This window comes from Salinithrix halophila (assembly GCF_042650125.1).
Lineage (GTDB): Bacteria > Bacillota > Bacilli > Thermoactinomycetales > DSM-45169 > Salinithrix > Salinithrix halophila.
Map to the genome: position 1 here is coordinate 71434 of NZ_JBHSAP010000015.1, position 19249 is coordinate 90682.

The following is a 19249-nucleotide window of genomic DNA, read 5'->3' on the forward strand; positions in this document are numbered from 1 at the left end:
CCCGGAAGAACACCTCCATTATATCGTTTGCCGGTTATCCGTTCATGAAAACTGGATTAAAAGTCCCTATGAACTCGTAGGAAACCCTCTATCGAAACTAACGGCACGAAAAACGAAGCCTGTTCATAAAAAGGGCGGACGATAACCCTATATTCATGGATTCCTCGACAGTTATTCTCTTAAACGATGACTGACAATCCGATTGCTTTTCTGAAATAGAAAAACGGCAGCATTTACGGCTGCCGTTTTTCTATGGTCCTGAGGGGGGTGGGGCGGTCGGGCCAAGTTTCGCGGAGGTGGATGTCCTTTCCCACTTTCAGCCCTTCCTCTTCCAGGATTCCTTTTGCGGTGAGATGGGCCAGTTCCGCTAGGTTGTTGTCCTGGCTCAGGTGGGCAAGATAGACGTCTTCTCCTTCCCCACGCAAAATGTGAAGGAGCGCTTCAGCAGCGTCTTCGTTGGAGAGATGCCCCACATCGCTTAGGATTCGCCGTTTGACGTTCCAGGGGTAAGCCCCCATGCGGAGCATTTCTACATCATGATTGGATTCAAAGATCAGCGCGTCTGCTTCACGAACTTTTTCCACAATGCCCTGGTTAATGTATCCGGTATCGGTTACCAGGCCTAGGGAGGTTCCTCTGCTATGGAAACAGAAACTCATCGGTTCGGCGGCGTCATGGGAAATAGGGAAGGATTCCACTATCAGGTCTTCCAACTCCAGCACGGACTGGGTTTTAAAGACATGTTGTTGTTCGAGACTGATTTGCCCGACGGTGGACGGGAGGTTTTCCCAAGTGGCCTCATTCATATAAACAGGAAGCTTGTAACGACGGGCGAAGACACCCAGTCCCTTAACGTGGTCCATATGTTCATGGGTGACCAGGAGGGCTGAAAGGTCGGTGGGATCCACTCCGATCGCCATCATTCGTTGTTCCAGCTGTTTGCCGGAGAGGCCTGTATCAACGAGGATACGGGTCTGTTCCGTCTCCACGTAGAGGGCATTCCCCGAGCTCCCGCTGGCAAGAATGCTGTACTTCATCCGGTGTTCTCCTCTTTTTTAACGCTGGTTTTCGCTTTTAGAAGATTCGATTCCGCCATTGAAGGCATTGACGTAAAACGTTTGGTGTTTTGTTCGAATTCGCCATACCGGGGACAAAACCCGTACATTCCCATCGTAGGATTGTCCGTGATAGCCCAGCCGGATATCCAGGACAGTATCCCCTTTACTGATCAGCTCTTTTTCAATGAGGCTCATCAAGGCGGTAGTGGCGGTCACTCCTACTCTCTCCGTACTGCTCTTTTGACTGGTTACCTTGAACCGGGATTGGTGGATCGCGGCCAGGCGGTCCCGCCCCTTCCATTCCGCAACCAGTCTTCCATCGAAAAGGGGGCGCTTGTCCCATTGTTGATAGTAAACCTGTCGCTCCCGGGTGGACTCATCGGGCTGAAGAACATAACGATCCACTTTATCCACATACCGGGAAAGGATTTTTTTTCGGTCTCCGCTGGCAGTTACAGGTGGGTTGAAGGCCCGGGTCCAAGTTCCATCGGGATTGAGTTTCCAGGGTTCATGAAATTTAATGGGACGTACCTGTAGGTAATTGACCTGAGGCTGGGAAGTCTCTTCAGGTACCTTGGCCTTTAGGATGATCTGCCGCTCCTCGGCCAGCTGGTTCAGTTCCTCCCGTGTGTTGCTGGTTTGACCGTCGCGGTTTTGCTCGGTCCGGGCTTGGAGAAGCTGATAGACCAGGAAGAGGTTGAGTGCGAGGAAGGCCAGGATTAGTATGGTTTTGGCTTTGCTCCAGTCCATGCCGTTTCCCTCCCGGTTTTCCGTGCTTCCACATAGTTCCTCGTCCCGTCCTTCAACTGGATCACCCAGACGGGGAGCAGCGTAACCACTTTTTTCCCTGGTACCGCCCGGTAGCCTGGATAAACGGTCTGGACATCCTTTTCCGGAGAGAGTCCCCTTCGGTTCAGTTCCTTTAGGAAGTCATCTTTCCCAGGTAGTTCTTTCTCCACCGTCCGTTCCTTGACCGGTTGTGGGGCCAAATACCAGAGGGAGCGTTCATAGCTGGTTACACCTTTGTTAACGGCGGCTAGGCGGATCGTCGCTGGGGAGGTTTTTTCTCCCCCCTCCCAGTAAATAGGCAGGTTGCGGGTATAGAGGCGGAAGCGGAGGAAGGGGGTTTTTTGATCCGGGTCTTCTTGGACCTCATCTAAAAGAAAATTCCCCGTCCAACCTCCGTGCCGGTTCATAAATGTGTTAATCAGGTCTAGTTGTTCGGCGAGCGTACTCGTTTTGGCAGTAGCGGGATCCGGTCGATTATAGACGATGGTGTCCGCTTTGGTATTGTGTTGCAGGGTTCGGTTTGAATCGGTATAGATTTTGGAGTTATCCAGCTCCAGGATTTGCTTGGCTAGATCGGGGTCCTGGAACAAGACCTGCTTTAGATCGTCAATCCGAATCTCTTTCAGGGGATACGTATACCCTTTAACCGGAAGGGGGGCTTCTGGCAGGTAGAGGGGATCGGGGGCTTTCTTTCCCTCCTTCGCCTTTGCGGGCAGAATCGCTGCCAAGCGAGCGGCGTCTTGGCCTTTCGCCAACCCCATCCAATCATCAAAGGCATTCAATGACGCTTTGCCCTGTACCGTCTCGCCTGTTTCATCGGAGATAAAGCGGACGAAGAGCTGCTTGGACTTGGGATCATCATAGAACCAGACCCGGCTGATGGAATCCAGGTTCAGTTTCTCTAAATCCGAGGAGAAAAAGGCCTGCATCGTATCTGGAGGCAGGTTCCGGTTAAAGCGGAGTTCCACCCCCCGTTTTTCGTTTAGAAGTTCATCCCAGTCTTTCGCAGAAGGGGTAACCTCCTGCAGTTCCTTGAAGCGGGTGAGGTGAAGCTTTTCCAACAAACGGCGGTAATCTTTGTTTTCTGGTCCGATCGATACTTGCCGGTGCTCTCCATCCTCATGAAGGAGAATCTGCCCTGGGGCGGCCAGCTGGTGGATTCCTTGTTTTTCGAACTCCTGGCTTCCGATCTTTTGCGGATCGGTAAAGGTGCTATCTAGTCGCTCTTCATAGGAAGGAGAGCTGTAAAGGAGGATGCCTGACTGCACGAAACTGGTCAGGATCAGGACAGTAAGGAGGACGGATTTTATCGATTCAATCATCGGACCACCTCCGGCTCACAGGGAGGGAGAGTGAAGCGGACCGTCGTGCCGAAACCGTATCGGCTATCCATGGTGATTTTCCCACCGTGAGTTTCCACGATCTCCTTGGCGATGGCGAGACCGAGACCGGTCCCACCCATACTGCGGGAACGTGCTTTGTCTACCCGGTAAAAACGTTCGAAGATCCGGTCCAGATCTTTTTTGGGAATACCGATCCCCGTATCAGAGACAGCGATGATCACGAACCCATCAAAGCGGCGTCTGGCAGTGACTGTGATGCTTTTTCCTTCGGGCGTATATTTCACGGCGTTGGACATCAGGTTGTCCAATACTTGGTCCAATTGATCGCGATCAGCATAAATCCTGGGCAAAGGGTCGGATAGGTGTAACCGGAGATCGATTTCCTTCTGTTCGCACTGGACGGTAAAACGATCTGCCGCGTCGGAAAGGACCTCTCCGACGGCAAGAGGTTGCCGGTTAAACCGGATCTTGCGGGAATCGAGGCGGGAGAGTTGAAGCAGGTCATGGATCAGCCGGGTCATGCGCTCGGATTCCTGGCGGGTGACCCGTAGGAAACGGGCAGCCAATTCGGGGTCTTCCATAGCGCCTCCTTCGTCCAGTGCTTCCAGGTAGCTTTTAATTGTGGTTAAAGGGGTACGCAGTTCATGGGAGACGTTGGCTACGAATTCCTTCCGCTGTCGATCCAATTTCTCCTCTTCCGTCACATCCTGGAGAACGGTAATCAGTCCTACGGTTTCTTCTGACCGACGGATTGGAGTGAAGGTCAGTTTCACGATGGTCAGATCTTCTTCATCCTCCCGATTTAGTTCCAGGTAAGTTTGTCGCTCCCCTTCTAGAGGAAGGATGAGGGGCTCCGATAGAGGGAGGGCCTGATCGAGCTGCTCACCCACCTCCACGGAACGGCCGAGGATGACGGTAGCACGCCGGTTGATGACGATCACGCGTCCCCGGCTGTCGGTGGCGATCACCCCGTCACTCATGTTGGCCAGCACCGATTCCAATTTCCCTTTTTCTTCCTCGTTTTGAGAGAGGGCATCCCGCAGGTGTTGGGCGAGGTGGTTGAAGGCGGTGGCCAGCCGGCCGATCTCATCATTGCTTTTAATCGCTACTTGCCGATCGAAATCCCCCTGGGCCATGATGGATGCCTGCTCGGTGATTTCTTTCACCGGGTTGGTGATCGTCCGAGCGAGGACCACTCCAAGAACGGCAGTTCCGAAAAGGGCGAACAGGGAGATTTTCAGCAAGGTATTATTGATGGTACGGATCGTCTGATAGGTTTTCGTCATCGGCGCCTCGATGTAGATCGCCCCGACAACCTGTCCATTCTCCGTGATCGCCTTGGAATAGAGCATTAACCGCTCTGTGTCAGTGCCGCGTCGGAATTGCGTGTCTTCCTTTTCTATCCCCCGCAACACCTGGTTTACTCTCGGATTGTGATTCTTCTGGCCGATGATTTTTTTGTTCGTCTGAGTGGTGCTGAGGACATACCCGTCTTGATCCAGAAGCTGAACGATCTGCCCTGCACCCCGGTCTAAGATGTAATAATTATCTAGGAAGTCGTTGAGATGCTTTCGTCTGTTTACAAATCCGGCCTGGGATTTGGTAATCTCGTCCGATACCCCACCGGATAAAAGAATATTGGCTTGATTCTGCAAGCTGCTTTCGAAATCCTGTTTATAGAAATTCTCCAACTCTCGGAAAAAATAGACCCCGATCAGCTGTAGGGCGATCAGAAGGAGGGAGATATAAATGATGACCAGTTTCCATTGGACACTATGGAAAATGCGGAGCCATTTCATTGTCTTCACCGCTCGGATTGCGGGTCTCGCATGGTGTAACCGATTCCCCGCCGGGTGATGATATATTGGGGTTGGCTGGGATCATCCTCGATCTTTTCCCGGAGGCGACGGATGGTAACGTCCACCGTGCGTACATCTCCGAAATAGTCATATCCCCAGACGGACTGGAGCAGGTGTTCCCGGGTGAGCACCTGGTTGACGTGTTTCGCCATGTAGAGGAGCAGCTCGAATTCCCGGTGGGTCAAGTCGATGGGGGACTGTTTTTTAGCAACAATATAACTGCTCTGGTCAATGGACAGGGATCCGATCTTCAGAGTACTGGTGGAGGTGTTTTTGGGTTCGGAGCGATCCCGGGTGCGACGGAGGTTGGCTTTGATCCGGGCCAATAATTCCCGGTTGCTAAAGGGCTTCGTTACGTAGTCATCCGCCCCGATTTCTAATCCCAGAACCTTATCCACTTCCGAATCCTTGGCTGTCACCATGATAATCGGCATTTGGTGGGACTGGCGAACCCGCCGACAAACTTCGATTCCGTCGGCACCGGGCAGCATCAAGTCGAGAAGAATCAGATCCGGAGGTTCCTCCGAAACGCGGCGGATCGCATCCTCTCCGTCATAGACGCATTCCACGTTATAACCTTCCTTTGACAGGTTGAATTGCAGGATATCGGCGATCGGGCGTTCATCTTCCACAACGAGGATTTTTGCACACATGGATTCTTCCACCCCACAATGAGAAATGTCATTTTACCTGGTGTTGCCATTGTTTGTAAGATTCCTTGGGAGATTCGCCGAATACCTGTCTCCATGCGTTACTGAAAGGAGCTCCTTCTGACAATCGGGTGTGCAGATTGTCAAGGGAGGATTCGCTATGCTTCTCAGCCATCGAACGGAGGAACAGGAAGGATTGGCGATAGGCGAGGGCCTGATTAGGCAACTGATTGAAACGTTTGGTGAGATCATCAAAGGTATAAAGAGGCTGTCCGGCCAGCCGGTTAGCGGGGATTACCCATTCATAGCCCAGTTCTTGATACTCTACCCACTGGGCGAAGGCCTCGGTATACCAGACAGGATAATTTCCCCTTGTCGTCTGGTCTAGGTATAAGTGGGCGATTTCGTGATAGAGAGGGCCTCGTTCGTGGAACAGGCGGGCCCATTTACCCGGCGCATGGGCGGCGGAAGGGAAAGTCTCATTCCAAGCTTCGGGGCTCAGGAGATAAATCGACCCTGAGAAATAAATGCCGGTGGCGTTTTGACTTTTGTTCCAGGAAAAATGATCCGACAGGGAACGGCGGTCCGAAAAGAGAAAGATGGGAACCGGCTGTTCCGGTCGGAAGTGATAGCGTTTTTCGAAAGTGCGGAGGACCTGTTCTGCCTCTTTGGAGACGAGGAGGGCCTGCCGTTCCTGAGAAGAGGTGTGATATACGATGGACCGGGGACCTTCGACCGTTTTCCCGTCCCGGAAGCGCCAAGTTTCCAAAAGATAGTTTCCCTGGTGAAGGAGGGGCTGGGCGATACTCATCCCCTGTCGGCTGAAGCCGAAGGAGAAGAGAAGGACGAAGGTGATCAGAAAAAAGAAAAAACCTTTCCATCGGATCCCTAGGGGATTGGTGTTCATTTTCGCACAATCCTTTGCTACAAACAACAAAGTGTCTTGCGTATTTCCATTTTAACACAATCCCATCCGGTCGGGAGGCGGGAGATGGAGGGAATCCATCCAAAATAGGCGGTGCTTTATCACTACAGGCACCGGTATCGAATAGAATGAGGCAGAAAGGAACCCCCCTTAAAATGCGGGTAAAGGAGTGGCCTCCCCATGCGTAGATACCGACAGATAGCAAGTAAAGCGCTCAAAACGCAAGTGATGTTGACAAATGCCGGCCTTCGAAAATTTATCCCTGCTACCTCCTGGTATTCCGGTAAGGCCTTGGAGAAGATGATGGCAGCCTTCCCCACTGTCTTCATCAAACCGGACAAGGGAGGCGGAGGGGCGGGAATTGTTCGTGTGAGACAGAGGGAGGATTCCATTGAAATTTGTTACCGCAAAGAATGCCGGTGTACGGATTCCCGTTCTCTCCATACGGTTCTCGACAACTTTCTTAACCCCCACAAGAGATACCTCATCCAACAGGGAATTGAAATGGCGAAGGTTGGAGGCCGCCCTTTCGATATCCGGATTTTGATGCAAAAACCGAAGAGTGAGTGGATGGTTGGAGGGATGGCTGCAAAGGTAGCCGCAAAGGGACTGTTTATCACCAACCACTGCAAAGGAGGGAAGCCTCTTCCCGTGGAGGAAGCCCTCGACCGGGCGTACGGACAAGGGAATCCCCTGAAATCTACCATTCTGTCAGATTTGATCCAAATAGGCCGTTTGACAGCAGAAGTGTTGGATTCCCGTTTCCCGGGGATTCGAGAGTTGGGCCTTGATGTCGGGCCGGATTCCGAAGGACGTCTCTGGATTTTCGAGGTGAATACCCGTCCCAACTTTCATCTCTTTCGTCGTCTGGAACGCGACCAGTACCGGAGGATTATCCACCGGCACAAAAAACTGGTCTAAGCCAATTTTCCGAGACGGGAGAACTTGTCTTTATTCGACAAAATCTTCTGTTGACGGTAGGTCTTTGCCATTGGTACTATATTTGGCAAAAGAAGGATTTGAGCCCGGACAAAGAGAAAAAAATGCGGCACTGCCTTCTTTGCTTTTTCGTCACCGGGCCTTATGCCGCAGGAAGGCTGGACAAGCACCGCATAAATGAAAGGTGGGCCAAGATGATGACAATCACCGTAGGAGTGTATTTAGGGAAAAAGGATCGTTTCCTTCGCAATTGGTATGATATTCTACCGAGAGGCCAGTTTCCGTTGTTGGTGAAATATTGTATTCAGTCCTACTTGAAAGGGGTCTACTTCCCTCTGGATACGATCTGTGACCGGGATAACTTCCGGGAGCGCATAGGGGTTTTACAGGAGCTCTCCCCCACTCAACGAAATGTGACTTTCACCAAGGAGGACGGTCCGGTATTCGATTGGGTTGATGCTGTAGACAATGGGTATCGGAGTGAGGAGATTAAGAGCATTCTGAAGGAGACCATCATACATACCCTCTTGGAGGAGCAGGAACGCACCCCACTTGCCCGGCGTAACTACCCTCACAAGTTTGGTGGATATTGGCAGGAGAAGGCGGGAGTAAACCGGAAGGGGCGGGAACAAGCGGAACAGCCGGTGTATGAAGCGGTCTGGCAAGAGCGCGAAGGAGCAGCAGCATTGGAAGATCATTCTTCTGCTGTCGAAGAAGTGTCTGCCTACGCTCCCGCTCTCGAGCCGCGCCCGTCGCTGAAGCAGGATCCGATTCGGATTGAGGAACTCTACGGAGTCGATGAAGGATTGGCACCGAAAAACGGGGGCGAAAATACGAGAGCGAAGGACGAAGCGCAAGAGGGGTTGGCCCGTTGGGTTAACCGGCTGGGATAAGGCTTACCTGGATGACAGGCTTTGCATGGGAAACAAGAAGAGAAGGGTGCAGCCTGGCACAAAAAAGGGCAGCGGCCATCGCTGCCTTTTTTACGGATCGGAAAAGATGAATGTTTCGAAGATGAGCTTCTGTGATTTGAAAGGATCGCCTTCAGTCTCTCAATGCCCCGCCGATACGACCACCGGCACATTTGAGACGACTTCGGGCCAGCTCTGCATCCATACCGGAAAGCAGCATAACAATGGCAGTTTTGGTCTCTCCTCCAGCGGCTTGGTAAGCCTTTTCCACCTCTTCGCAGGAAGCCCCCGTGGCAAGGCGGATGATGCGACGGGCTCGTTCCTTCAACTTTCGGTTGGTCGGTTTTAGGTCGACCATCAGGTTTCCGTAAGTTTTGCCGAGGCGGACCATCATCGCCGTGCTCAGCATATTGAGGACCAATTTCTGGGCTGTCCCGGCTTTGAGACGAGTGGAGCCCGTCAGGATTTCCGGTCCGGTATCGATTTCAATGGCGAGATGGGCGAGGTGACCCGCTTCGGACCCGGGGTTGCAGGTGACAGCGACGGTTTTTGCCCCTGTCTGCCGGGCATGGGCTAGGGCTCCCAATACATAAGGGGTCTGGCCGCTGGCGGCGATGCCGACCAGGAAGTCCTTCTCAGAGAACAGACGGGATTTCAGATCCTCTGCGCCTTGTTCTGTGGAGTCTTCAGCCCCTTCGACAGCAAAACGGAGGGCACGATCTCCGCCAGCGATGATTCCCTGGACCAGTTCTGGGTCGCTGGAAAACGTCGGCGGGCATTCGGAGGCATCCAGTACGCCAAGCCGGCCACTGGTACCGGCGCCGATGTAGAAAATACGTCCGCCTTGTCTAACGGTTTCCACCATCTCGTCGACAGCTTCGGCTATCCGGGGGAGAACCGCCTCCACCGCTTGGGGTACCCTGTGGTCCTCCCGGTTCATGACCGTTACGATTTCGAGGGAATCCATGTGATCGAGGCTCCGTGTAGCTTCATTGATTTGTTCTGTAGTCAGATCGAACGGGTTCTTCTCCATTTCCCTCTCCTCCTCAAAAAAGAATCCCGCCGGCTACCGGCGGGGTTTTCGGTTGGCAGCCTCAGCTTTTATGGGAACTTGGAAGTTGCAGAGGGTTCACCGCCGAAGGTCTGATCCATTCCTCGGTTGAATCCAAACAGCCAAGTGAACAGGAAACCGGCACCGTAGGCTGCCAGCACACCGAGCAGGAACAAGTGTAACTGCCCGGGAGCCAGCAGGAGAGCTGCCGGTAGCCCGGAGACGCCGATGGCCACTGTGGCCGTGCCGAAAGCTCCTTGAACGGCTCCCCCGACGGCAGCGCCGAGACAAGCCGTCAGGAATGGGCGGCCCAGGGGCAGTGTAACGCCATAGATTAGAGGTTCACCGATCCCGAGGATACCGACGGGGAGCCCACCTTTAATCACATTTTTCAGCATTTGGTTTCGGCTCTTTAGATAAATGGCGAAGGCAGCCCCCACCTGACCGGCTCCTGCCATTCCTAGAATGGTCCAGAGCGGATCCAGGCCCGTCTTGTTCAGAAGCTCCATGTGGATAGGAATCAAACCCTGATGAAGTCCGGTCATCACTAGAGGCAGGAAGGTGCCGGCCAACACCGCCCCGGAGATCGCGGCTCCGGCGGCTCCGCCGGCTTCCATCAGCCCTTTGAGTCCACCAGTGATACCGTCAGCGATAAAGCCGCCGAGTGGCTGCAAAATAATGTAGGTGGCAAATCCAGTCACCAGCACGGCCAGGGTCGGTGTGACGATGATGTCGATTACTGACGGGATGAACCGACGGAGACGGCGCTCGATGACTGTAATAAACCAGGCGGCTAGTAACACCCCGATCAATCCCCCCCGATTAGGAACCAGGGCCTCGCCAAAAAGAGTCACATTGGCGATGTCGGGGAAGATAATCAATCCCCCCGCGACGCCCCCTAAAGCTGGGGTGCCACCAAACTCCCGGGCGGTGTTGATCCCTACGAAGATAGCCAGATAGGCGAAGATGATCTTACTGATCGAAGACAGGAGAATGACCCACTGGTTTTTTTCACTGACATCGAAAGAGTGGATGATCACATTGGTAATCCCCATGATGATCCCACCGGCGACGATGGCGGGGATCAGGGGTACAAAGATGCTGGCTAGACGCCGCAGGAACTGTTTGAAAGGGGTTCGGTTCAAGTCCTGGACTTCTGCTTTTCGGTCCTGTATTTCCCCGGATTTGAGTCCTGTGTCTTCCTCCATGTGTCGTGCCACCTTCGTGACCGTGCCCGGTCCCAGGATGATTTGGAGCTGGTCTGCTAACCAGACCACTCCCATCACCCCAGCGAGGGTTTTTAATTCTTCCACCTGGACCTGATCGGGGTTTTTCGGTGTTACTCGAAGGCGGGTCATACAGTGAGACAGCGAAGCCAAGTTATCCGTTCCTCCCAGCAACTCCAGGATGGAGTGGCTGAGTGCCTTTTCCTTCTCCAAGCCGGTTTCCCCCTTTTGAAAATAAGACTGGCTTGATACAGCGTACGAGTGGCAAAGGATAAACATGACAAGGGACTTCTGTCGAAAAGCGTTTATTTGACCACAACATGAAACCGTGTATACGAAGGGACAGTTGAAACAGTTATGAGAGAAGAAAGGCGTCTCGCATTTTGACAGCTTTTGTCGAAAAGGAGTTTTCAAGGAGGAAATTTGAAATTTCGGATGGAATCATTACCGTATTTTTAAATGATAAAACGACAAAGAATTCCCGATCATTCTTTCTTTTTTTGCAGGACTGCCGCCAAGGAGAACAGGTTCGACGGAGGGTAAATTGGGGGGTTAAAACAGTTGACCGAATGGGTGATCGCCCTAAGCGATAAAGTGGAACCGATATTCAACCACCCGGCGGCGCGATGGGCGGGCATCGGAACGGACCTCGCCGCGCTATGGATGTTATTAAGAGTGAATGGCCGATGGGCAGCCGCTGTTCCTTTTTATCTCTATCCTCTTTCTGTACTCGCATGCCTCGCTGCGTTGGACTATTTGACGGGGGATTTTTCCATTATGTGGGCTTATCTGGTGGTGTTGGGCATTTTCCATCACCGCCTTTCAGAAACGAAGACCGTTCAGTCCACGCTGGCTTTTTTCACCGTTCACACCGGGATGAAATATGGGACCGACCTTGTCCCCCATGGGATAGAAATCATGTCGGAAGGTGTTCTATTTGCTTTTTTCGGTTGGATGAGCGGCTGGTTGCATCATTCAAAGAAGCGTGCCGATGAGATCCAGCAAGAAAATCGGAACCTCCTGGAAAAAGTCAACGAGGCCCATTCAAGGCTTCATGAATACATCGACGAATTGGAAGAGACATCACGGCGAGATTACCTGACGGGCCTCTATAATTTTGGCGGGTTCCAGGAGCAGGTGACTAAAAGCCTTGCCCGCTGTGTGGCTGCAGGCCAATACTATCATATTGTCTGTGTTGATCTTGTCGATTTCCAACAAGTAAACATGCGGGAGGGGATTGATGCTGGGGATCAATTGCTGGTTGAGATCGCCCGTCAGTTGAAGAAGAAACTCCCCCCTTATGCCCAGGTAGCCCGCTATGATGGTGATCAGTTTGCCGTCGGGCTGACAGGGGACGACACGGCGATGCGTCTTAGTTTGGAGACTGTGGAAGGCGTAATCGCAGGCTTGCGGGCGGAACGGTCCCTGGTTAATTACTGTATCGGAACGGCTTCTTACCCAGGAGAAGCACAGAACGCTTCAGAATTGATCCGCCTTGCTGAACATCGTCTTTCTATAGAACAGAGGCGGATTCGCCACCAAGAAGAAGAGCGGCGACGCCATCTGGAGAAACTTTCAGCCGTCGGCCAATTGGCGGCGGGGCTCGCCCATGAAATTCGCAATCCGCTCACCTCCATTCGGGGATTTATTCAGATTTCCGCCTCGGAATCCGAAGAGGTGAAGAAGTGGGAGTCGATTATCTTGCCTGAAATTGACCGGATCAACGATCTGTTGAAACAGTTTCTCCATCTCAGTGAGTCGCGTCCGGCCCGGCATACTCTGTTTAACCTGGATCGATTAATCGACGATGTTCTCCAGTTGCTCCATCCGAAATCGATTCTGATGGGACACGAATTGACCCCACAGCCCCCTGAATCGCCGGTAATTATTGAAGCGGATGCGGAGCAGTTGAAACAGGTAATGATCAATCTGGTACAGAACGGACTGGAATCCTTTACGGATAAGGGAGTCGTGTTTATCCGCTGGAAGGAGATGCGGGACCGCATCAGTATCCGTATACAGGATAATGGAAGCGGGATTCCTCCAGAGTATATGTCCCGCATTTTCGACCCCTTTTTCACCACCAAGGGTGACGGGACAGGGATGGGGCTCTCCATCTGCCACCGAATTATCTCCGAGCACGGCGGTCAGATCCATGTCACCAGTCAACCGGGACGGGGGACGACTTTTAATATTCATCTTCCCATCCGGCAAGGAAACAAACGGGAAAAGGATGAGAAGTCGGAGCCGGGTTTCCCCCCGCCGAAACGGAACCAGGTGAACCGCAGTGAGGTGGTGGATCGCCTAAATATGCTCAATACATTTTCGTCGTAAAACGCTCCTTTTGCATGGTTTTCAGCTTCTGCGATACAATGAGTCCAGGTGTGAAAAGGGGGCGACCATCGTGAAGAAGAAGAATTCGGGTTTTAATATCCTCCGGGAAGATTCCACTACCCATGGTGGGTATCATACCGGGACGCTCAACTTGTCCAACCTCTCTTCCGTCCTAATCGACGGGGATGAGGCACAGATCGATCTAGCATTGATCCATGCCAAAAGCAAGGTGGAGCGGGGAATTAAATTCCTCAGCAATCCCGACGAAGTTCCCAATGACGATAACCTGAAGGAATACCAGGTCGTCTGGGTGGCTATCGGTCGTAACGAACAGGGTCCCTACTATGCCGGAGCAGCTGCCTGTCCGATGAAAATCAACCGGGAGGCCCGGCGAGGGTGGAAAAACTTAGCTGAACACGTCAATCGTATGGATGATGTCCTAAAACGTCGGATCAAGCTGTCCCACCTGGAAGAGAGAGAAAGAAAAGCCCTGAAAAAACTCTTGGTCGAGAACAATAAAGAATGGTGGGAGAATTCCACCGCTGAACTGAAGGAAGCTCTCTCCACAGGAGAAAATTGAACGCTGTGTGAACAAATAATCCCCCTTCTTGCCGGTGGCAGATCTGGGGGTGTACACTTGAATCCAGGTTACGGAACCGATTTGCTAGGACACCAAAACAGCGGGCGATCGCCCGCTGTTTTGGTGTCCGTTTCTTTTTTTCATACAGGCGATAAAGGGCCTCTATCCTGTGCAACCTAGGAGGGAAAGGAGGCGGTTCACATAGGGCAAGGAAATGGGGAGCAACACTACGCCCGCCATGGCGGTGTTCACTTTTCTCCCAACGTCCCGCCGGAGGAGATCAACCGGTTTGTCAACCATTTGCCGACAGAGGACAAGGAGAGCTTTTACAACGTGTTGAAATCTCTCTCAGAAGCAGGTCTGATCACGCTCCACAATGATGGAGTGCTGTCGGACGGGGAAGGTCGGATTGGCGGCAGCAGTGAATGCTGACTAGGGTCGGCATGAAGAAAAAAATGGTGTGATGGCTTAGTCTTCCCACAAATGTCCAGAGGGTTTATCCACTGGGCATTTTTTGTTTAGGGTGCTGGACCTCAGCAACTTTTTGGCCGTCGGAGAACAAGCTGATTCATCGTGAAGGATGGAGTATTCTCAGCAATTTCTCATCTAACGGCATTATAATGGTGGAAATGAAAAAAGCGGGTGATCGTTCTTATGGGGGAAACTTTGAAGAGGATTTTGATCGTGGAAGATGAACTCAAAATCGCCCGTTTACTGCAACTGGAGCTGGAACACGAAGGGTATCAGGCCGAAGTGGCTCATAACGGCGTGGACGGGTTGGCACGGGCAGAGGCCGGTGGATGGGATCTAATCCTGTTGGACATCATGATCCCCCGGTTGAACGGAATCGAGGTGTTGCGGCGATTCCGCCGGAAGGATCAATGGACGCCGGTGTTACTGTTGACCGCTCGCGACACAGTTCCGGACAAGGTGATGGGATTGGATCAAGGGGCCAATGATTACATAACCAAGCCCTTTGAGATCGAAGAAGTGCTGGCCCGGGTTCGCGCCAACCTTCGTCTGGCTGGAGGAAGAAACGCGATAAATGAAGCGGAGGGGGAAATCTTTACCGTCGGCGCTCTCACCATGAACCCGAAAACCCGGGAAGTGTACCGCGGAGAAAAGGAAATTCACCTCACACCGAGGGAATTTGAACTGCTCAGCTATCTGATGCGCCATCCCGGGCAGGTATTGGAACGGGAACAGATCATCCAGGAAGTCTGGGGATTCGATTATATAGGGGACACGAATGTTGTCGACGTCTACATTCGTTATCTGCGCCAAAAAATCGACAAGCACGCTTCCGTTCCCTTGATACACACGGTCCGGGGAGTGGGCTACACCCTGCGGGAGAAAAGCGGATGAAAATATCGACCAAGATCCAGCTCTTCACTACGGCGATCATATTGGTGCTGTTGGTCGGGGCCAACGCTGGAATCTACTCGCTGTTCCAGTATCGGACGAACCATGCGGAAGTGGAGCAAATGCAGAGCAAGGCGGAAAGCATCGTGAAGGCGGTTAACGCCGGGGAAGGGAGCGACCGGCGTTCCGCCGCGCAACTTCTGCGCGCTTACCTGGACGATGGCAACATGATCCGCGTAGTTGATTCCCGTCAAAGGGCCTTGCTCACCGTCACGGAAGAACCCTCTTTGATGGAAGACATCAAGCCGCAATTTCGGGACCGACAAGACCATACCTTTTTTAGCAAGGGGGACCGAGAGTATTTGACCGTTTTTTACCCCATCATATGGAAAGATGGGCGGGTTGCCTCATTGGAGGTGACCGAAAACCTCGACCTGGCGCAGGAAAACCTTCGCCTCTTGCGATGGGTGTTGCTGTTGGCCACCTTGGCAGTCCTCATACCCACCATGGTAGCGGGCCGGATATTAAGCGGATTGATCCTTCGACCCATTCTTTATCTGATTGCGACCATGGAAAAGAACCGCAGCCAGGGAACCTTTCAACGATTGAATCTCAACAAACGATCCAACGACGAACTGAATCAGATGGCAGCTACCTACAACCGCATGATGAACTGGATGGAAGAAAACTACCGCAAACAACAACAGTTTGTCGCAGATGCATCCCATGAATTGAAAACACCGCTCACGGTGATCGAAAGTTACGCCAACCTGTTGAAACGATGGGGCCGGGAGAAGCCGGAAGTGAGAGACGAGGCTGTGGAAGCGATCCATTCCGAAGCCAAACGGATGAAAGCTCTCACCCATCAGATGCTTGATTTGGCCCGGGATGACATCCATGAGCTCCTCCAGTTGGAATCGATAGAGCTGGGTGATTTAAGCCGAGAAGCCGTTCGATCCCTGTCTCGAGCCACTGGCCGGATCATCCGGGTACATGCTGACGGAAAAGTGATGGCGGTCGGTGATGTGGAGAAGTTGAAACAATTGTTGTTTATCCTGGTGGACAATGCGCTGAAATACAGTGAAGAGGCGGTCGACATCTATGTGGAGGATACGGAGCGGGGTCCCAGGATCCAAGTGAAGGATCGAGGGATCGGCATTCCTAAACAAGACCGGGAACGCATCTTTGAACGTTTCTACCGGGTAGACAAAGACCGCAGCCGGGAAACTGGCGGAAGCGGCTTGGGATTGGCGATCGCCAAACGGATCGTCTCTGCCCACCACGGGGAGTTGACGCTTACGAGCACCGAGGGGAAAGGCACAGTGGTGACGGTCCAGCTTCCTCCCTCTGAATGAATGCTCATGAGACGATCATGAACTTCTCACCAACTTCTCATCGGACTCACCAAGGTTTATCAGTCTAACTCTTTATCCTGGTCATTGAAAACAACGGCAAGGAGTGATAGAGAGATGTTGAAAAAAACATGGTTGGGCGTGTTGGCCGGAGCCGTTATCATCGCAGGCGCGGGGTTTGGAGCGAACAAGATTTTCGCCGATGAGAAAGATTCTTTTATGACCACGCAAGAAGCCGTCAAAAAAGTGGAGGAACGGTATCCAGGGAAGGTTAAAGAAATTGAGAGGGATGGCCGGGGGGCCCGCGCCGTTTATGAGATCGAGCTGGAAGGCTCCAACGGAGAGTATGACATCAAAATGGACGCCCGCACCGGGAAAATGTTGAAGGTTCAGCAAGACCAAAATGTGGCGTTCACCAACAACGACGATGACACAAAGGGATCAGATGACACTGTCGACCGCGGCGATCATCGGGAACAAAATCAGTCCAAAGAAAAGATCGGATATGAACAGGCCGAAAAAATCGCTCTGGGCAAATTCGACGGTAAGGTTTCGGAGATTGAACTGGACCAGGACGACGGTCGCTGGATTTATGATGTCGGAGTGAAAAATGGCCGTCAGGAAGCCGATTTGGAAATAGACGCCTACACGGGCAAGGTATTGTTCCTGTCTGTGGAAAATCATGATAGCGGGGATAACGATTAAAAACCGATTGGACGTCCCCAATGCGCAAAAAAAACCCCCCGGTTTTTTACCGGCGAGGCTCTAAATGGCCACGTAAGATGAATGGTGGGACGGCTTAGCCGTCCCACCATTTTTTTATACGCTCCCAAAGGGAGTCCAAGGTTTTTGGTACTGGTGAAGGCTCGCGATGGGCAGGACAGGTTTTCTCCGGTTCCGTTCCATTCAGGAACCAGATCTTCTCCCGGCGAGGACAGGCTGATGTGGCCCGATACCCGGTGTCGGGGTCGACGGTTACCTCTGTTACCCCCTCCGGGGTAGGAAATGGCCGGGGGGGAACCGTTGCGAGGGCCTCACGCATGTAGGTTCCCCAGATGTTGTGGGTGAGACGGGAAGTCCCTGGGGGAAGGCGTTTTCCGCGATCATATCCTAACCAGACCGTTGTGGCCAGGTCCGGGGTATACCCGGAAAGCCAGGAATCCCACTCGGTACTTCCCGTTTTGCCAGCGACGGGCCGGGGAAGGATCTGCTTGACCCGATGAGCCGTTCCGCCAGAGGCAAAAACTTTTTCCAACATCTTCGTGATGACGAAAGTCTCTGGTCGGGGGATGACCGAGGTCGGTTGGGGTTGGGCACGTGCAATTACTTGTCCGTCCGTATCCTCAATTCGTCGGATGGCGAAGGGCGAATGCTTCACTCCTCCGTTGGCCAGGGTGGAGTAAACTTGGATCATCTCGAAAGGACGGACCGCACTGGAACCCAGGGCGAGAGAAGGAACAGGGGTAAGGGAGCTGTCGATCCCGAGCTTTTTCCCCATCCGGACAGCTTGTTCCCGTCCGATCTCTAGAAGGGTGCGGACGGCGTAGACGTTGTCGGAGGTGGCGATGGCTTCCCCCATGGTAATCGGTCGGTTGGCGTAGCGACCGTGATAGTTGGTCGGGGCGTACTTTCCGTCGCTGAATAGAAACGTGGTGGGCTTGCTGTCAAACCGGGTGACGGGGGTTAGCCCCTGTTCCAAGGCAGCCAGGTAAAGGATGGGCTTAAATGTGGAGCCGGGTTGCCGCCGGGCGAAAACCCGGTTGTACTGGGAGCGGCTATAATCCCTACCTCCCACCATGGCCTGGATCGCTCCGGTTCGAGGGTCGACGCTGACAAGCGCCCCCTCCAGCTGGTCCTGGGTGTTTAAGTAGCGGGCCACTGCTTTTTCGGCTGCTTCTTGTCGGGCAGGGTCCAAGGTGGTGTAGATTTTTAACCCTCCGCTCCGAACCTGGGACTCGGTCAGCCCAAACCGGGAGACGGCGGATTGGATGACATAGTCCCTGAACCAGGGGGCCCGAGCCGGGATGGGACGGGGAGGCCGTCCATAATGGAGGGGGACCCGCTTTGCCTCCTCCGCGGATCGCCGGGTGATAAATCCCGCTTTTGCCATTCGGGTTAGGATTAACTCTTGCCGCCTCTTAGCCCGGCGTGGATCCGCCAATGGCGAGTAATATCCCGGGCCGCGGGGGATACCCGCCAACATGGCACACTCCGCCAAGTTGAGGGACCGGGCCGGTTTGTGGAAATAGATGTGAGCCGCCCGTTCCACACCATAGGCGCCATGACCGTAGTAGATTTTGTTCAGATACATCTCTAGGATTTCCCTTTTGGAAAAGTGGAGTTCCAGCTGAGTAGTGAGCGCCGCCTCCCGTAATTTACGGGTCCAAGTGCGGTCGTGGGTGAGGTACAGGTTACGGGCCAACTGTTGGGTGATAGTGCTGGCTCCCTGGGCTACCCTCCTGCTTTTTAGATTGATCCAGGCTGCCCGAAGGATGCCCTTGGTGGAAAACCCCCAATGATCGAAGAAGCGCTGATCCTCGGCGGCCAGCGTGGCATCGATGAGTGATTGAGGAATCTTCCTCAGCCGGACGGGGTCCCGGTGTTCGCCAGCGTCCAACTGATCGATCACCTTCCCCCGGATGTCCATAAGCTGGGTGGTCATTCCAATCGGGGGAGGCGGGAGGGGTTTGGATTTTAGATAGAGGAGGGTAAACAGGGCCAGTCCGAATCCGGTGAGCAGGCAGAAGCTAAACCATCGCAAGATGCGTCGTCCTCGGTCCCACCACTTGGCGAAAGGAACTTGTTCCCATCCGGCCGGCGGTAGCGACCGGTCCATATCGTCTCCCATCGGATGTTCCCCTTCCGTGATG

Annotated in this window: 16 protein-coding genes; 7 read left to right on the plus strand and 9 right to left on the minus strand. The window is 53.2% G+C overall.

Going from position 1 to position 19249, the window contains the following annotated elements; all coding sequences use genetic code 11:
* Nucleotides 1-233: 233 nt before the first annotated feature.
* The 6 genes from ACFOUO_RS10595 to ACFOUO_RS10620 are packed head-to-tail and all read right to left on the minus strand — an operon-like array spanning nucleotide 234 to nucleotide 6606.
* Complete coding sequence (locus ACFOUO_RS10595) at nucleotides 234-1037, minus strand: MBL fold metallo-hydrolase (RefSeq protein ID WP_380705005.1); 804 nt, start codon at nucleotides 1035-1037, stop codon at nucleotides 234-236.
* An 18-nt stretch (nucleotides 1038-1055) separates the two neighbouring features.
* The gene (gene yycI / locus ACFOUO_RS10600; protein WP_380705007.1) at nucleotides 1056-1808 is read right to left on the minus strand and encodes a two-component system regulatory protein YycI; all 753 of its coding nucleotides are present in this window, start codon (nucleotides 1806-1808) and stop codon (nucleotides 1056-1058) included.
* Entirely contained in the window at nucleotides 1778-3169 is a 1392-nt protein-coding gene (locus tag ACFOUO_RS10605; RefSeq protein WP_380705009.1) for a YycH family regulatory protein, read from the minus strand. The genes yycI and ACFOUO_RS10605 overlap by 31 nt, the downstream gene beginning before the upstream one ends.
* Nucleotides 3166-4989: an ATP-binding protein gene (locus tag ACFOUO_RS10610; RefSeq protein ID WP_380705011.1), complete on the minus strand. Its 1824-nt coding sequence runs from the start codon at nucleotides 4987-4989 to the stop codon at nucleotides 3166-3168. The genes ACFOUO_RS10605 and ACFOUO_RS10610 overlap by 4 nt, the downstream gene beginning before the upstream one ends.
* A 5-nt stretch (nucleotides 4990-4994) precedes the next feature.
* Nucleotides 4995-5702 (minus strand): response regulator YycF, encoded by a 708-nt coding sequence (gene yycF, locus ACFOUO_RS10615; RefSeq protein WP_380705013.1) that lies wholly within the window; start codon nucleotides 5700-5702, stop codon nucleotides 4995-4997.
* Between the two features lie 28 nt (nucleotides 5703-5730).
* Nucleotides 5731-6606 carry a peptidase MA family metallohydrolase gene (locus ACFOUO_RS10620; RefSeq protein WP_380705014.1) on the minus strand — a complete coding sequence of 292 codons (876 nt, stop codon included), beginning with the start codon at nucleotides 6604-6606 and terminating at the stop codon, nucleotides 5731-5733.
* Between the two features lie 198 nt (nucleotides 6607-6804).
* Between ACFOUO_RS10620 and ACFOUO_RS10625 the strand changes: the two genes are divergently transcribed.
* Together ACFOUO_RS10625 and ACFOUO_RS10630 are read left to right on the plus strand one after the other, a co-directional pair.
* Complete coding sequence (locus tag ACFOUO_RS10625) at nucleotides 6805-7545, plus strand: YheC/YheD family protein (protein WP_380705016.1); 741 nt, start codon at nucleotides 6805-6807, stop codon at nucleotides 7543-7545.
* A gap of 212 nt (nucleotides 7546-7757) precedes the next feature.
* The gene (locus ACFOUO_RS10630) at nucleotides 7758-8456 is read left to right on the plus strand and encodes a hypothetical protein (RefSeq protein ID WP_380705018.1); all 699 of its coding nucleotides are present in this window, start codon (nucleotides 7758-7760) and stop codon (nucleotides 8454-8456) included.
* 151 nt (nucleotides 8457-8607) lie between these two features.
* Here ACFOUO_RS10630 and murQ read toward each other — a convergent pair whose 3' ends face one another.
* Together murQ and ACFOUO_RS10640 are read right to left on the minus strand one after the other, a co-directional pair.
* Nucleotides 8608-9507 carry an N-acetylmuramic acid 6-phosphate etherase gene (murQ, locus tag ACFOUO_RS10635; RefSeq protein ID WP_380705020.1) on the minus strand — a complete coding sequence of 300 codons (900 nt, stop codon included), beginning with the start codon at nucleotides 9505-9507 and terminating at the stop codon, nucleotides 8608-8610.
* Nucleotides 9508-9575: 68 nt separating this feature from the next.
* Nucleotides 9576-10964: a PTS transporter subunit EIIC gene (locus ACFOUO_RS10640; protein ID WP_380705022.1), complete on the minus strand. Its 1389-nt coding sequence runs from the start codon at nucleotides 10962-10964 to the stop codon at nucleotides 9576-9578.
* A gap of 348 nt (nucleotides 10965-11312) precedes the next feature.
* On the opposite strand from ACFOUO_RS10640, the gene ACFOUO_RS10645 reads away from it, so the two are divergent.
* The 5 genes from ACFOUO_RS10645 (at nucleotide 11313) to ACFOUO_RS10665 (ending at nucleotide 17084) form a co-directional block, all read left to right on the plus strand.
* A complete protein-coding gene (locus ACFOUO_RS10645) occupies nucleotides 11313-13085 on the plus strand; it encodes an ATP-binding protein (RefSeq protein WP_380705024.1) in 1773 nt (590 codons plus the stop codon).
* A gap of 67 nt (nucleotides 13086-13152) precedes the next feature.
* Nucleotides 13153-13665 carry a YwhD family protein gene (locus tag ACFOUO_RS10650; RefSeq protein WP_380705552.1) on the plus strand — a complete coding sequence of 171 codons (513 nt, stop codon included), beginning with the start codon at nucleotides 13153-13155 and terminating at the stop codon, nucleotides 13663-13665.
* A 654-nt stretch (nucleotides 13666-14319) separates the two neighbouring features.
* Nucleotides 14320-15030, plus strand: coding sequence for a response regulator transcription factor (locus ACFOUO_RS10655; protein WP_380705026.1), 711 nt, complete (start codon nucleotides 14320-14322; stop codon nucleotides 15028-15030).
* Entirely contained in the window at nucleotides 15027-16382 is a 1356-nt protein-coding gene (locus ACFOUO_RS10660; RefSeq protein ID WP_380705028.1) for a sensor histidine kinase, read from the plus strand. Before ACFOUO_RS10655 ends, ACFOUO_RS10660 begins: the two co-directional genes overlap by 4 nt.
* Nucleotides 16383-16496: 114 nt before the next feature.
* On the plus strand, nucleotides 16497-17084 hold the full coding sequence (locus ACFOUO_RS10665; protein ID WP_380705030.1) for a PepSY domain-containing protein: 588 nt from the start codon (nucleotides 16497-16499) through the stop codon (nucleotides 17082-17084).
* A gap of 94 nt (nucleotides 17085-17178) precedes the next feature.
* Here the strand turns inward: ACFOUO_RS10665 and ACFOUO_RS10670 are convergent, their stop codons facing one another.
* Nucleotides 17179-19227 carry a transglycosylase domain-containing protein gene (locus ACFOUO_RS10670; RefSeq protein ID WP_380705031.1) on the minus strand — a complete coding sequence of 683 codons (2049 nt, stop codon included), beginning with the start codon at nucleotides 19225-19227 and terminating at the stop codon, nucleotides 17179-17181.
* Nucleotides 19228-19249 lie beyond the last annotated feature (22 nt).